The following is a 15857-nucleotide window of genomic DNA, read 5'->3' as shown; positions in this document are numbered from 1 at the left end:
TTGTCATTTTTTGAGTTGTTTTAGAGATAATCTAATCAAATAGAATAAGAAAGTAATTGCAAACTGGTATAATAGATAAAAGCATATAAAGTATCAACCATGATTGTTGAAATTAATTACAAATAACTTGTCAACATTTTTTTATTAGAATTTTATAAAAGAAACAGTAACGAAAGGGCTTATAAACAACAAGTTAGTATAATCTATTTAGAAAATTATAAAAGCTTTTTAAGAAGTTTGCAACAAATAATTAGCCTAATAATTTTTTTTGTATCGGAATTTGTGAATTTCATTAGTTTATTCTACTTTTCACATAATTATATATAAAACCATTATTTATGAAACACATTTATTTGACTTCCTTATGCTTATGTTTGGGAATAACTTATTCTTTATCTCAACAATTAAGTTTTGTCGAGGACCCAACAGCTCCTTTTTTTGATGCTTCTAGTAGTAGAGTAATTCTACAAGACTTAGATGGTGATGGGGATTTAGATGCTATTGTTGCTGGGCATGATGCAGCCAATACAAAATACACAAAACTCTATGAAAATGATGGGAATGGTAATTTCACCGAAGTTACTGGAACCCCTTTTGCCGCTGTAGATTATCCAGATTTTGCATTTGGTGATGTGGATGGTGATGGAAAGATAGATATTGTAATGACAGGAATGGATGGAGTTAATGGAGTAACACATCTATATAAAAACCAAGGAAACTTAACTTTTACAAATACCTTAAATGCCTTACAATCTGTTTGGTATGGAGCAATAGATTTAGGAGATATTGATGGTGATGGAGATTTAGATCTTGTTTTATCTGGCTATCAATCAGATATTAGTACTCCTAAATTATTCATTTATAAGAATAATGGAAACGGTGCCTTTGCTGCAGGACCTATTATGAGTGGCACCATGGATGAAATAACATCTGGAAGTGTTAAATTTATTGATGCAGACGAAGACGGAGATTTGGATTTGTTGGTGGTTGGATTAAAATATTCTCCTAACGCGAGTATTGCAAAAATGTATATGAACAATGGAAGTGGTTCTTTCACTTTTTCTGGAAGTAATCCCAATCCGTTTACTGGTACATATTACAACTCAATTGATGTTGGGGATGTGAATAATGATGGTCACTTAGATATTATCATTACAGGTCAAGATGATGGTTTTGTACGACATACCATTTTGTATCTAGGGAATGGAACGGGTTATACAGTTGCTCCTATTAGCTCAAGTTTACTACAAACTCGTAACGGTGATGCAAAATTTGCAGATTTTAATAACGATGGAAATTTAGATTTAATTATCACTGGTGATGGTCAGACAGGAGCATACCAAACCAAGGTTTATCTTGGAGATGGACAAGCTGGGTTTACTGAAGAAACAGGTTTAGGTATTGTAAATATTGCTTTTGGAAAAATAGCGGTTGGTGATGTAAATGGAGATGGTAAAGTAGATATCCTAATCAGTGGAACAAATGGTGATGGATATGTTGCTGTAACTAAATTATATCTAAATGATGCTATTCTTACTCCTCCTTGTACTCCATCCATACCAAGTATTGCAACCCTTTCAGATATTACTGCAGAATGTCCGGTAGATTTAAGTACTTTAACACCACCAACGTCAGAATCTGATTGTGATGGAACGATAACAGGAATCTTAGATGCTTATCCAGTAGCATATCAGGATACAACTATTACTTGGAGTTATACTGATAGTGAAGGCAATGTTGTAACGCAAACACAAAATATTGTAATTACTCCGATTGATAATACTACAAGTGTTGCTAATAATACAATAACAGCAAATGCTACAGGAAATTATACCTATTATTGGACGGATTGTGACAATGAAACGGTTATTTCGGGTGAAACAACTGCATCATATACACCTACAACTTCTGGTAGTTATTCCGTTACTATAGTTTCCTCTGAAGGATGTAGTGTAAGTTCTGCTTGTGTAAATATTAGTACTTCCTCACTAGTAGCCGAAAATGCTTCTGCTTGGAATATGTACCCTAATCCAACACATGGAGCACTTAAAATTACAACTAATTCCAAAAAAGAGAATCAGCTAATCAAGGTATATTCTGTGGTTGGTGAAGTTGTATTTGAGAAAGCATTTAGTGGCAATAGTGTCTCAATCTCTTTAGAAAAATATCCAAACGGAATTTATTTTATTGAGATGAATGGACAGACAAAAAAGATTGTTAGAAATTAATATAAACATGTTGTGCATTTGTAAAGATGTAAGAAGGTTTTTTTAAAAAAATAGACCCCGAGTAACCAAGGTTCTCGGGGTGACAATTGTGAGGGGTTATTATCGGTCGGCTTTGCCGACCGCCTTACCCACTCTATACATTGTCACCCCGACGGACGAAGGAGTGTCGGGGTCTAAGATTATAATTAGTATTTTATTCTTAATGCACAGCAAGGTTAATATAAATAATTTATCTTTGAAAGGCATTTAGGGAACTAGATGCCTTTTTTAATCTCTTTGTATGAAAATAAAATTTTTGTCCCTCATTTTGGGAAGTTTTGTTCTTCTTTCCTGTGGAGGACAAACCAACCAAAGTGAAATAACCTCTACTACTATTAAGGACACTTCTCAAATTGCTATTATCCCGTATGATATTAAGAAACATTTCTGGATATATGACCAAGCACAAGCAACTGATTTATCCAAGGAAGAACTTGTTCAAGTTGAAACAATCTTTCAGAACATTGTTGCCAAGTATAACATTGATATGAAAAAAAGAATACGGAAAGAAACTAACGATTCAAACGAGATTGAGAATAGTGAGCTTTACATTGTACCTGATACCTATAAAAGACAATATTTACCAGTAATTACACAAGATGGAGAGAAAGAGGTATGGGTGAATTGCTTCTGTAAAAATTTCGGTGATAGTTGGAAACATAATGTAATCCAGGTTTTCGATGGAGGAAAATGCTATTTTAATGTGAAAATTAATTTAAAATATGGCACAGCTTATCATTTCAAAGTAAACGGATCGTCTTAATTAACGCGTTGCATTAAACACCTGAATAGCATAAATATATCCTACATCAGCACGAATCGTTAGGGCAAATCCAAAATATTTGAAATCACGATTTAGCATGTTCTCACGATGCCCTTTTGATTCTACCCAAGAGGTAAAAAGGTCAAAAGCTATCTTTTTAAGATATGCTTCATCTATCTTTTTCATATCTATGAATGTGTAAGTTGCATTCTCTCCACATGTATAAGCTTTTTTATAATGCCCATTTTTTATCATGGAGATACGTTTTGTTACAGAACCATATTCTCTATCGTTGTTTTGAATATGTGATAATCTGTTCATACTGGCGCAATAATCAGATTGTAATTTAGCAGCCATATCTAAATCAGAATCTATGTTCAAAAGTGGTTTATTCCCATTTTCCTTTCTAAATTCATTAATAAGTCGAACCATTTCTTGGTGAATAATTGCTTCTTGTTCACGGGTTAATTGACCTGTTATAGGAACGAACACTTTGAGAGAGCAAATTTCTTCCAATTTGGGTAAATATTTCATATCCTTTTGAGCCAACGTAAGTGATTTATAATCCAATTGTACTTGTTTAAACATGAGGTCAATTACTTTTTGCTCATTCTGAGATTTTGAATCGTATTGGTAAGCACTATAGAATTCAGCTTTCTTTTTTGCAGACCAAGATTGGTCTTTTTGTGATTGTGCATTTACTTGTATCATAAGTAAATAAGAAATCAATATGGATAATACGAAGGTTGGCATAATTAGAAGTTTAAATGTATGAATAGTAATACAAGTAGTTTGCCAAAAATTGGAATTTAGCTTATAATCGGAATATTACCCCTTCGTGAGGAATTGTTGTAAGAAATTCATCAAGTAAGCTGGCTACTTCTTTTGGAGAGCGTAGTTTTTGACTTTCTTTTAATTCTACAAATTCAGAATGTCTAGAAAAATCTGAGGTATTGCTGGAACGAATTTTTTCTTGCATTTCAGTATCTACTATACCTGGAGAAATACTGAAAACATGTGTATTTTCACCCAATTCTTGTATCTCTTTATGTAGTGTTTCCATAAATAAATTGATGGAAGCCTTGGAAGCGCAATAGGCAGCCCATGAAGAAATTGGATATTGACCCGCCCCAGAAGAAATGCTAATGATAGTATTTATTTGTTTATATCCAAAATGTTGTATAACATAGGTGCATAGATATTGCACTGCTACCGTATTAACCAATGCCACTTCTGTATAATTTTGAAGAGATTGATTTTCTACTCGTCCAATTTGTCCAATTACTCCTGCGTTATTAATAAGACAAATAGGAGCGTTTGCCTGAATCAGTTCTTTGGGTAAGGTGAGCGCTTGTAATTCCTCTAACTTCGAGAAATCACATGAAATATGAAAATAGTGAGGATGTTGGATGGTACTTCTTCTTGAGATACCAATAACAAAGGAGCCTTTTTCTAAATAAAATTCGGCAATTGCTTTTCCGATTCCAGATGAGGTTCCTGTGATAACGTAAATCATGCTTCGTTGACCTCAATAAAGCGTTTCACGTGCTTGGTAGTTCCAAAAAGGACTAGCGTATCTCGGGATTCAATAATAGTATCTCCTTTAGGCACACCAATTACGTGTTGTTCAACTTCATACTGACCTTTCTTTTTAATGTCGTATTCACGACGCATGGTAACTAAAGTAAGCTGATACTTATTTCGGAAATCAATATCGTCAATAGTTCTTCCTAAAGTTCCTTTGGGAGGTTTAATTTCAGCGATTTCGTATTCATCTGACAATTGTAGGAAAGAAAGTACGGAAGGAGTTAATAATTTTTCACAAACCAAGAATGCTACTTCATCTTCAGGAGCTAAGATTTCTTTGACTCCAATCTTCTCCAAAATTAATTTTTGATCTTCTCCGTTGGCACGAGCAATAATTCTTTTAACACCTAAATCCAGTAAGTGTACAGAAGTTAAAACAGTAGCTTCGAAATTTTCACCAATGGCTACAACAACTGCATCCATATCATCCAATTTCTGTGAAGAGATGGCGCGAAAGTCCATACTGTTTAAGGTAACCGCATAAGCCACATCCTCTTTGATATCTTCAATTTTATTTTCGTTTATATCGAAAGCAAATACTTGTGAACCTCTTTCAGCTAATCTACGGGCGATATTTGCCCCGTATCTACCAATTCCTATAACTGCAAATTTATTATTGCTCATAATGTTTATGCTAATGCTTGTTTCAAATCATCCAGTAGATCTTCTACATCTTCAACTCCTACACTTAATCTGATAAGAGAATCTACGATACCTGCGGCTTGTCTTTCTTTTTCAGGGATAGCTGCATGTGTCATAGTAGCCGGGTGGCATGCAAGAGATTCAACGCCACCAAGCGATTCTGCAATGGTAAACACCTTAAATTTTTCCATAATAGCATGGGCGTCTTTCATATTATCTCCTTTTAATGAGAAAGAAATCATTCCGCCAAAACCACGCATTTGCTTCTTTGCAGTTTCGTAGCCTGGATTTTCAGGGAATCCTGTCCAGTAAACTTTATCTATTTTGGGTTGAGTTTTTAAGAAGTGAGCTACTTTTTCCCCATTTTGGCAATGTCTTTCCATTCTTAGATGAAGAGTTTTGATTCCTCGTAATACCAAGAAAGAATCCATGGGAGCTGTAACAGCCCCACAACTATTCTGAATTCTGTATATCTCAGCGGCCAATTTTTCATCATTTACAACAAGTGCTCCCATGACTACATCGGAGTGTCCTCCTAAATATTTTGTAACAGAATGCATTACTATGTCAGCCCCTAAGTTCAATGGATTTTGTAAATAAGGAGAAGCAAATGTATTATCAACAGCTAATAAGATATTAGATTTTTTGGCAATTTTTGCTACAGCTTCAATATCAATTACATTCATCATTGGATTGGTAGGAGTTTCCGCCCAAATCATCTTTGTGTTTGAATTAATAGTCTTTTCTAATAAAGACAAATCATTCATATTTATAAAATGGAATTTGATTCCATATTTTTCAAAAATGGTTTTAAAGATTCGATAAGAACCTCCATATAAATCGGATGTAGAGATTAATTCATCTCCTGGATTTAATAATTTAACAACGGTATCCATAGCAGCTAAGCCACTACCGAAACAAGCCCCAAAATTTCCGTTTTCCAAAGCCGCAATAGCTTTCTCTAGTGCATGTCTAGTTGGGTTTTGTGTTCTGGAATATTCATATCCTTTGTGTACACCCACTTTTTCTTGAGCATACGTACTTGTTTGATAAATAGGAGTCATAATAGCTCCAGTTGCTGAATCAGGCTCTACGCCGGCATGAATTGCTTTGGTTCCAAAACGGGTATATTTTTGTTGCATATTTAATTTTCTATTAAGAATTAAAAGTATACAAATTTATGAAAAAATATAGTTCCCTTTCCCACATTCTAAAACAAAGATTTAGAGAGTATGTGCAAAGTGAAAAAAAATGAATAGATTTAGCTCAAATTAATGCGTAAACTCTTTTATCTTGGGCAATATATTATCAAATGAAAAACGTTTTCTCTTTTTTAAGAGATTACAGACTGATTTTCAAGATTATCGAGAAATTGCAAAATTTGATTTTGTATGGACTATTTGTGTATTTTATGTAGTTTGTTCAGGAATATTAGTCATTCTCGCATATCTAATCAACGACCCGTTTGCGCACTATTTCTTATTGGCTTTTTTGTTTGCCTTGTTATGTTACTTCATGTTAAAAAGATTCATCTATCACTATAGGTATGTGATAAATGGACTTTGTTTTTCTATAACTATGATCCAGTATATTGCTCTGTTAACCGTACGCAATGATCCACACATGTTGGAATCTGTGTGGATGTTAGTAGTTGCTCTTACTGCTTTTTTCACGCTTGGTCGTCTTTGGGGAAGTATTTATCTCTTTTTAAATGTTCTTTTATATGCTATATTCTTTAACTTTCTATATATAGAAGCTTCCGAAGTTGAAATTATCAAGAATTCAAATACTTTAAAAGAAAATACATTTGAGTATTGTGTTGCCATTTTCATTATTGGTTATATCATGTTTAGGTATATTAAATACAATAAACAGATCTCTAATATGCACCAAGAAGCAATTTTAAGCCTAACACTAGAAAAAAAGAATGTAGAACAAAAGAATAAAGAGGCGGTAGTATTACTTCAAGAAATACATCATCGCGTAAAAAACAATTTGCAAGTAATAGTTAGTCTTTTGAGAATACAATCGAGTGGGTTACAAGTTGAAGAAGCACAAGAAAGTTTTCATAAAGCGATTAATCGTATTATGACAATGTCTTTAATACACCAAAAAATGTATGAAAATAAGTCCTTAATAAACATTGATCTACAAGATTATATTGAGAAATTATTGAATGATGTAATTAGTGCTAATTCGACAAAAGGAGATGTGAAGTATATGGTTAATATTCATATGAAGACACTCGATCCAGATAGGATTGTTCCTTTAGGTTTAATTTTAAATGAATTAATTAGCAATTCATTAAAATATGCTTTTGAGGAGAACGGAAAAATTGAAATTTCAATTTATGAGGGAGAGAATCAAGATTTTTCTATGATATACTCTGATAATGGAATATGGCAAAAGAGTAGTAGGGAAGATTCCTTTGGGATACAATTAATTGACATATTTACTGAACAATTAGAAGGGACATATGAGCGAATTATCGATAGCCAAGGGACACATTATAAATTTCAATTTGGATAAATCAAATTTTACATAGTTTCTTTATAAATATAATTACATAACAAGTTAACTAAAAATGGAACAGAAATTTTCTCTGCAAACCTCAAGAGCTAAATTTATTCGTTGGATGATTCTAATAATTAGTATCTGTATCCTATTGTTTTCATTAATGGCCGCGATTGTTAAACCACACCTTTTTTATCTTTTTCTTATTGGAACACTCATCTCTGTTATTAGTCTATTAGCACTCAAGAAATTCCATAATTCATATCCTATTATTCTAAATATATATTATTTAGGTCTAATGAGTATTGTTATCATAGCCATTTTTGGAACAAGTGGGAGTTTTAATTTAGTGCGTATTGTTTGGTTGACCCTTTTTACGCTGTTTGCTTTCTTAACCTTAGATAATAAATGGGGGTGGTTCTATTTAGCTGTTACTATTGTAACGACAGTCTTATATCTAAATTTCTTTTTTATTGATATAGAAGATTATAGAAAGATATTATCTAATGGATCTATTCCAATGGACACGTTTGAGTTTATTGGAACTATGATTTTTTTGGGATTGATTATGTATAGTTTTGAGAAATTAAATAAAGAAGGAATAACAAAATATTACGAAACAATACAACAATTAGAGGATGGAAAGTCTATTATTATGGCACAGAATAATGAGAAGACCGTACTATTGGGTGAATTACATCATCGCGTAAAAAATAATCTTCAAATTGTTGTTAGTTTATTGCGTATTCAAGAAGAAAACTTAAAATCAGAAGATGCCAAGAAGAGTTTCCAAGACGCTATTCAGCGAATTGTTACTATGTCATTGATACATCAGAAAATGTATGAAACAAAATTAGGAGGTGAAGTTAAACTAGAAGACTATATAAAGGATCTTATCCAAAATATTCTAGCTTCTTATTCCATCCAGCATATTAAAACGATTGTGGATATTCATTTAGATCATCTAAATGTGAATCGTATTGTGCCTTTGGGATTAATCCTAAACGAATTAATAACAAATACATTAAAACATGCTTTTAAAGATTTCCAGGATGCAGAAATTGTAATTAAAATATCATCAATCAATCAATTGAAATTCACACTCATATATTCTGATAATGGGATTTGGAAAGAAAGCATGAAGGAATCATTGGGAAAAGATTTAATAGAAATTTTTAGTAGCCAATTAGATGGGAAATATGAACGCGAAATTAACGAAAAAGGAACTTTTTATTATTTTACCTTATATGATGAATAGTTAATGCGTAATTTTATAAAACATAATATACAATTTGATGATTTCCATGCTCAAGCTAGGTTTGAACTTGCGTGGAGATTATTGCTACTATTTTTAGTAGCTGTTTTTAGCTTAACTATTTTTAGTATTAGTACCAATTCTTATTTTTCCAACTATTATATCTGTGGATTAGCTGTTTTGTTGGGAACAAAAATATTATTAGAACGCTATCCTTTACATTTTAAGTTGATAATGAATTTGTTATTCATATTACTGGTAACACTTATTTATATTTCTACCATTCTTGTTTCTGATACGCTCCATTTTTCTTTCCCTATTATGATTATGATGATATCACTAGCAGCCTATTTTGTTTTAGGAAATTTCTGGGGGAGTTTTTATTTAGCGTTGGATGCTATCTTATTTTATATTTATTTTCAAATTTTATTGCCTGATATTGAAGAGTTTCAACATATCTTGAGTACACGACTCTTATTATCTATTTCTATTGAATTCTTATTAGTTGCTTTTACGTTTGGGTTTATACTACATCATTATTTTGTATGGAGTAGGTTTGTGGATCAGTCACAGATTCATGCTATTACTGATTTGAATAACAAGAAAGATGATGTAGAGCGACAGAATAACGAAAAAATTGTGCTTATTCAGGAAATTCATCACCGTGTGAAAAATAACCTACAAGTAATCATTAGCCTATTAAGAATGCAATCAGGACTGTTAGATTCTGGAGAAGCTAGAGAAAATTTTGAGATTGCTGTCAATAGAATCAGAACCCTATCTTTAGTACATCAAAAAATGTATGAAAACAGGTCAATCAATGAAATTAATATAAAGGAATATCTTGAAAAGTTAACTGAAGATTTATTCTCAGCACAAAATCCAGATATGGATATTGTTTATTCTATTGATATAAAACTAGAGAATTTAGATTTTGATCGTATTATTGCTCTTGGGTTAATTTTGAATGAATTGATAGTAAATTCATTAAAATATTCTATACAAGAACCTCGTATTATAAGTGTGGATATTAGTAATAAACACAATAGTCAATTTAGTATGATATATTCTGATAGTTATTTTGAAAATAAGGATAAAGAAGAAGAAGTTATAGAGGCACAATTTATAGATATTTTTATAGAGCAATTAGACGGAAATTATATTAAAAACCACAAAGAATCTGGAATAGTATTTACCTTTACGTTATACGATAAATAAATTGAGCATAAGAGAAAACATAGTAAACTATTTTAGAACGCCTCAGATTTTAACTGATGACCCACAAGAAGAAGCACGATTTATCTTTGCTTGGAGGCTTAACATATTTTTTATAGCAACTGTTTTTATTTTAACATTCTTATCATTTGTTTTTGACTACTCATATAAATTTTACTTTTTGATAGTGCTTTCTATCCTCTTGATATCGAGAGGACTTACTCGGGAACATGATAAGCATTATAAATTGATGGTTAATTTAGTTTCTTTTATAATAAGCGTTATAATTTTTTACACTGTATTAATTAAACATAATGATTTAAGTTTCCTTGAAATTTTTTGGATGATAGTCATTATTTTAACTACTCATTTTGTGTTGGGGATTAAATGGGGTAGATTCTATATATTATTAACAAGTATTGTATATTTTTTATATTTTAATTTTTTCTTCCTCGATACAGAAGGCTTCAAAATTATTTTACAACCACATACATTATTCATTTATACGATTGAATTCATAATTACACTTTTTTTGATTGGTTTTATTATGTACAACTATGAAACTTTAAATGAAAAAATTATTTCAAAATATACAGATGCATTCTATGAATTAAAGGATGAAAAGATAGTGGTTGAAAAACAGAATCAAGAAAAGGCAATACTTCTTCAAGAAATTCATCATCGCGTCAAAAATAATTTTCAAATAATTGTCAGTTTATTAAGAATGCAGTCTAATACCATTGAAGATGAAGAAACACGTGACAGTTTTCAGCAGGCAATTAATCGAATAGCAACCATGTCTCTTGTACATCAAAAACTATATGAGAGTACTTCCCTTGCAGAAGTGAATTTGAACGAGTATTTAGAGAAATTAGTTCACGAGATCATGAATTCATATAGTGTCCAAGGAAATATCACTTATTCTGTTCATTCTGAAATTGAAAACTTTGATTCGGAAAAAATAGTGATGTTGGGACTCATTATTAATGAATTAGTAAGTAATTCATTAAAATATGCATTTAAAGGAGAAGGAAATATTAATATTCATATTTTCAGAAGTGAAGAAGGAAGCGTCCAATTAAATTATAGTGATAATGGGAAGTGGCTTAAGAAGCCTAACAATCAGGCTTTTGGAATAAAATTAATAGATATTTTTATTGAACAGTTGGATGGAACGTATGAGCGTATGATTAAAGAAAATGGAACTTTTTATTACTTTAAATTAAGAAATATCATATAGTGGAAGATAAATAAAGACAAAGAATGTTAGACTTTTTAAGACCTCCCATAGTAGAATCAGATAATTTCCAGAAACAAATTAAAACCAAATTTGTATGGAGAATTGTGTTATTGACAACTATTGGAATAGGCATTCTTTCTATTATGTCTCTTATTTTTGGTCCTGCTTATTTTTATTTGTTTATATCAGCATTCGTTTTCTCACTTATATGTCTAATAGCTCTCAGTAAGGTTGGTCCTAATTATCATATTGTTGTTAGTATTATGTATATTGGAATTATTGGAGCTCAATTTAAAACTATTTTAATTCCAGAAGATGCTCATTTTATTGAATCTTTATATTCTGTATTAATTGCCTTATTTGCATTTTTCACATTAGGTAAATGGTGGGGTTATTTCTATCTCTTGCTAACGGCTGCACTTTACATCATGTTCTTTAACTTCCATTATCTAACAATTGAAGAATTTGAGGTTATTTTACAGAACAATTCTTTACGTGGAAATTCAATGGAGTTTATTATTTCCATGTTTCTTTTAGGATATGTTATGTTCCATTATGAGAAATTAAACGAACATGCCAAAGAACTTTATACTGGAGCTATTGCTAACCTTCGCAAAGAGAAAGGTATTGTAGAGGAGCAAAATAAGGAAAAGACAGTTATGCTCCAAGAAATACATCATCGTGTAAAAAATAACCTTCAAGTGATTGTAAGTTTATTGAGAATGCAATCTGATACACTTTCCTCTGCTGAGGCTAAGATGAATTTTTCTACTGCTATAAATAGAATTATAACTATGTCTTTGGTTCATCAGAAAATGTATGAAAAGGATTCTCTAAAGGAAATAAATCTTCATGATTATATCGAAAGTTTAGTAAAGGATATTATTTCAGTGTATAATACAAAGAATGATATTTCTTATAAACTGTCAACAGAATTGGAATCTCTAAATCCTGAAAAAATAGTTCCTTTAGGACTCATCTTAAATGAGTTAATAAGCAACTCATTAAAGTATTCTTTTGAAAAAGATGGACGAATTGAAATTACAATTTCATCTAAGATTGATTCCGATTTCACTATGTTGTATTATGATAATGGTCACTGGAATGAGGATGATAAAGACACTTCCTTTGGGTTAGATTTGGTGGATGTTTTTACAGATCAACTAGATGGAATTTATGAATGCAAGGTAACAGAATTGGGAACTTATTATTATTTTAAATTAAAAGATTCAGAACCAAGGCGATTATTTGAAGGCGATTAGTTAGAATTCTACTGTCTTTCTTTAATTAATCGTTGAATCTCGTATGCATCTGATTTTGTGAAGTTTTTGCCAATAATTTTTCCTGAACCAAATGTATCAATGATAATATCAGTCCCCCATAAGCTTGTATCGATTTTTATCGATGATATCTTTGAGATGGCTACACTTACACTATCAGTATTAATTAAGTATTTATTACGTCTCTTATAGGTAACTGTTGTTCCATCTATAATAATAGTGTCAGGTGTAAGGATACTTCCCCCGCGGGTGATAGCAGACTTAAAGGTATATACTTCATTACTTTGTTTATCATCTACAAAAGTCGACCGAATTTCAACCTTATTTTCAAAAGCAGGTTTTTGTGTAGATAATTCTAGCTGAATTAGTAAATCTATAGCTTTCTGAGATAAACCTAAATCTTTACCTTTTGCTACCAAAATCTTATATTCTGAAGGACTAATATCTCCATCACTTGCCATTTCGGTAATAAGTTCTTTAAAAATTTCTTCTTTATCCATAGAATATAGATGTGCGATAAAGTTATGACTTCTTTCTAAAAAAACAAAGCCCGCTCATTGGCGGGCTTTGTATAAAGTTTATTTTATTTAATTTCTAATGAATTTAATAATTGTCGCTTGGAACTTAACAAAATAAACACCCATAGGTAGTTTATCTACATTAATTGTTGTCACATTAGAATTAATCTCAGTTGTATAGATTACTTTTCCTGTAACATCCAAAATATCAATAACACCTTTATTATCTCCTGTTTTAACAGTCAGATGCTTGTTGGCAGGATTAGGATAAATGTTCATTGTAGCAATCTTTTCTACGTTGATTCCAGAAGTGGCAATAGTTACTGAACCATCTACACCATCGGAAACAATATCATTTGCATCATCACAAATTGAATATACAGTAATTTCATAATTGCCATCAGTTAAATTTCCAGATGTATATGAGTTGGTTCCTACAGGGAATATACCAACAGATGTACTTGTTGTTGCATTGTAAACCTCTACTTCATATCCATCAGTTGGAGCAGGAGTAGGTTCTGTCCAAGTTACTGTAAAAGTACCATCTCCATTATCCTCAACATCTAAATCAGTAACATCATCACATGTATTTGCTAAGACAATTCCTCCATCTACACCATCAGAAGTAATACCGAAGTTATCATCACATACCGCATAAACAGTTATAGCATATTCACCATCAGGTAAAACACCAGAATCATATGAATTTGTTGTAACATGGAAGAAACCAATTAAATTACTGTTTGTTACATCATATACTTCAACATCATATCCATCAAATGGAGCAGGCATTGGCTCGGTCCAAGTTACAGTAAAGGTACCATCGAAATTATCCTCAACATCTAAATCAGTAACAACATCACATGTTGCTAAAGAAACCGAGATTCCATCCATAATAGGAGTAGAAATATCCATCGCCCCAAAATTACAAACAGCTACTACATAAACATCATAGTCTCCCTCAGCTAAAACATCAGAAATATAAGGATTAGATGTTGTACCACTAAAGTCTGCTATAGTTGGAGTTGTTCCATTTGGAACAATTGCCACACCATATCCTTGTGCAGGAGCAGGAACCGCTGCATCCCAACTTATTGTAATGCTTCCATCTCCATTGTTTATTAATACCAAATTTGATGGTGCAGGACAAGTTACAAGCGGAACAGCAATGTTTAGTTCTTCTACTGGTTCAGAAATAACTGGATTTAACGGATTAGAATAATCACATAAAGACCCCACATAGACATCATAATTTCCGTCAGCAAGTGGAGATGATGTATATGTTGTTCCATTTACTTGGGTAACCATTGATGGGTCTACTGTAGTACCTGCTGGGACAATCACAATAGCGTAATCATCTGCTGGAGCAGGAACTGCTGCATCCCAAGTTACAGTCAAAGTATTGTCAGAATTCACAGTTACTACAAGATTTGTAGGTGCAAAACAACCAGGAACAGTAACTCCATATTCTGAAATAGGGTTAGAAACAACTGGATTTAATGGGTCAGAGATATCACAAAAAGATGCTACATATACATCATAATCATCATCAGCTAAAACAGCAGAAGTATAAGAAGTTCCTGTAATGATAGTAGCCATGCTTGGATCAACTGCTGTACCAGCAGGTGCGATGATAATACCGTAATTAGCTGGAGCAGGAGTTGGAGCATCCCAAGTTACAGTTAAAGTATTGTCAGGATTTACAGTTACCTCTAAATTAGTTGGTTCTTCACAAGATAATGCAGCAGGAACAGACACGTTTGTCTCTGATATAGGATCAGAAATTTCGTAAGTGAAAGTACCCAAATCAAGATCACAAACAGATACTACGTAAATATCATAATCTCCATCAGCTAAGACACCAGAAGTAAAAGTATTTCCCGATAACACGGAATTTGCATTATCCATATCTGGAGTTGTACCTGCTGGTACAATAGCAACCCCGTGTCCATACTGAGGAGTTGGATTTGCTGCAGTCCAATCTACAGTTATTGTATTATCAGGGTTCACAGTTACTTGTAGGTCGGTTGGTGCTGGACAAGATGGAGCTGTCCAAGAAATATTATCGATAACTGTTTGTTTATTTCCTGTTGCTGTTCCTACATTTTTAATTTGTATAACAACTGAGCCATATTTGTTAATTGTTCCTGTGTACGTGTAGATGTCGTCTTCTTGTTCAGATGAACCACCATAAGTATTAGTAGTTTCAAATTGTACTCCATCCACAAGAATTTCTAATTGACGAACATTAGCTCCAGTGAATGCTTTACGATATTGAAATGTTAAGTCACCAATACCATTAGGGATAGTCCATTCAAAATAACTATCTGAAGCTCTTCTAAGCATCAAACCTTTATTGGTAATTGGAAACGATGCAGTATCTCTACATACTGAGTAGCTATAAGTTATACCGTTTTCAGTATAGGTGTCACTAGTGTAAGCAGTTCCAGGAGCAATTGAAACACTTTCAAAATCCATAGATCCTTGTCCCCAAACTAGTAAAGGAAGAATCGTTAATAATAATAAGAATTTTTTCATTTTAATTTAAGTTTTTAATTAATGCTCAAAATTAATTA

Annotated in this window: 13 protein-coding genes; 7 read left to right on the top strand and 6 right to left on the bottom strand. The window is 32.1% G+C overall.

Annotated elements, in window-relative coordinates:
• Positions 1-338: 338 nt before the first annotated feature.
• Positions 339-2228: an FG-GAP-like repeat-containing protein gene (locus M9897_00235; GenBank protein ID MCO5267309.1), complete on the top strand. Its 1890-nt coding sequence runs from the start codon at positions 339-341 to the stop codon at positions 2226-2228.
• A 280-nt stretch (positions 2229-2508) separates the two neighbouring features.
• Positions 2509-3030 (top strand): hypothetical protein, encoded by a 522-nt coding sequence (locus tag M9897_00230; GenBank protein MCO5267308.1) that lies wholly within the window; start codon positions 2509-2511, stop codon positions 3028-3030.
• On the opposite strand, the gene M9897_00225 is transcribed toward M9897_00230, so the two are convergent.
• The 4 genes from M9897_00225 to M9897_00210 form a co-directional block, all read right to left on the bottom strand.
• Complete coding sequence (locus tag M9897_00225; GenBank protein ID MCO5267307.1) at positions 3031-3783, bottom strand: CAP domain-containing protein; 753 nt, start codon at positions 3781-3783, stop codon at positions 3031-3033.
• 61 nt (positions 3784-3844) lie between these two features.
• Entirely contained in the window at positions 3845-4546 is a 702-nt protein-coding gene (locus M9897_00220; GenBank protein ID MCO5267306.1) for an SDR family NAD(P)-dependent oxidoreductase, read from the bottom strand.
• Positions 4543-5241 (bottom strand): TrkA family potassium uptake protein, encoded by a 699-nt coding sequence (locus M9897_00215; protein ID MCO5267305.1) that lies wholly within the window; start codon positions 5239-5241, stop codon positions 4543-4545. Before M9897_00215 ends, M9897_00220 begins: the two co-directional genes overlap by 4 nt.
• Positions 5242-5246: 5 nt before the next feature.
• The gene (locus tag M9897_00210; protein ID MCO5267304.1) at positions 5247-6401 is read right to left on the bottom strand and encodes a cystathionine gamma-synthase; all 1155 of its coding nucleotides are present in this window, start codon (positions 6399-6401) and stop codon (positions 5247-5249) included.
• Between the two features lie 151 nt (positions 6402-6552).
• Here M9897_00210 and M9897_00205 point away from each other — a divergent pair, with 151 nt between their 5' ends.
• The 5 genes from M9897_00205 (at position 6553) to M9897_00185 (ending at position 12745) form a co-directional block, all read left to right on the top strand.
• Positions 6553-7788, top strand: coding sequence for a sensor histidine kinase (locus tag M9897_00205; GenBank protein ID MCO5267303.1), 1236 nt, complete (start codon positions 6553-6555; stop codon positions 7786-7788).
• 55 nt (positions 7789-7843) lie between these two features.
• Positions 7844-9031 carry a sensor histidine kinase gene (locus tag M9897_00200; protein ID MCO5267302.1) on the top strand — a complete coding sequence of 396 codons (1188 nt, stop codon included), beginning with the start codon at positions 7844-7846 and terminating at the stop codon, positions 9029-9031.
• Between the two features lie 3 nt (positions 9032-9034).
• The gene (locus tag M9897_00195; GenBank protein MCO5267301.1) at positions 9035-10246 is read left to right on the top strand and encodes a sensor histidine kinase; all 1212 of its coding nucleotides are present in this window, start codon (positions 9035-9037) and stop codon (positions 10244-10246) included.
• Positions 10247-10586: 340 nt separating this feature from the next.
• The gene (locus M9897_00190) at positions 10587-11483 is read left to right on the top strand and encodes a sensor histidine kinase (protein MCO5267300.1); all 897 of its coding nucleotides are present in this window, start codon (positions 10587-10589) and stop codon (positions 11481-11483) included.
• Positions 11484-11506: 23 nt separating this feature from the next.
• Positions 11507-12745 carry a sensor histidine kinase gene (locus tag M9897_00185; protein ID MCO5267299.1) on the top strand — a complete coding sequence of 413 codons (1239 nt, stop codon included), beginning with the start codon at positions 11507-11509 and terminating at the stop codon, positions 12743-12745.
• 8 nt (positions 12746-12753) lie between these two features.
• Here M9897_00185 and M9897_00180 read toward each other — a convergent pair whose 3' ends face one another.
• Together M9897_00180 and M9897_00175 are read right to left on the bottom strand one after the other, a co-directional pair.
• The gene (locus M9897_00180; protein ID MCO5267298.1) at positions 12754-13263 is read right to left on the bottom strand and encodes a hypothetical protein; all 510 of its coding nucleotides are present in this window, start codon (positions 13261-13263) and stop codon (positions 12754-12756) included.
• An 87-nt stretch (positions 13264-13350) separates the two neighbouring features.
• Positions 13351-15819 carry a fibronectin type III domain-containing protein gene (locus M9897_00175; protein MCO5267297.1) on the bottom strand — a complete coding sequence of 823 codons (2469 nt, stop codon included), beginning with the start codon at positions 15817-15819 and terminating at the stop codon, positions 13351-13353.
• Positions 15820-15857: the final 38 nt, after the last annotated feature.

Origin of the sequence: Brumimicrobium sp., assembly GCA_023957385.1 — a bacterium.
GTDB lineage: Bacteria > Bacteroidota > Bacteroidia > Flavobacteriales_D > Crocinitomicaceae > Brumimicrobium.
This window is presented reverse-complemented; position numbering and strand designations above follow the sequence as displayed.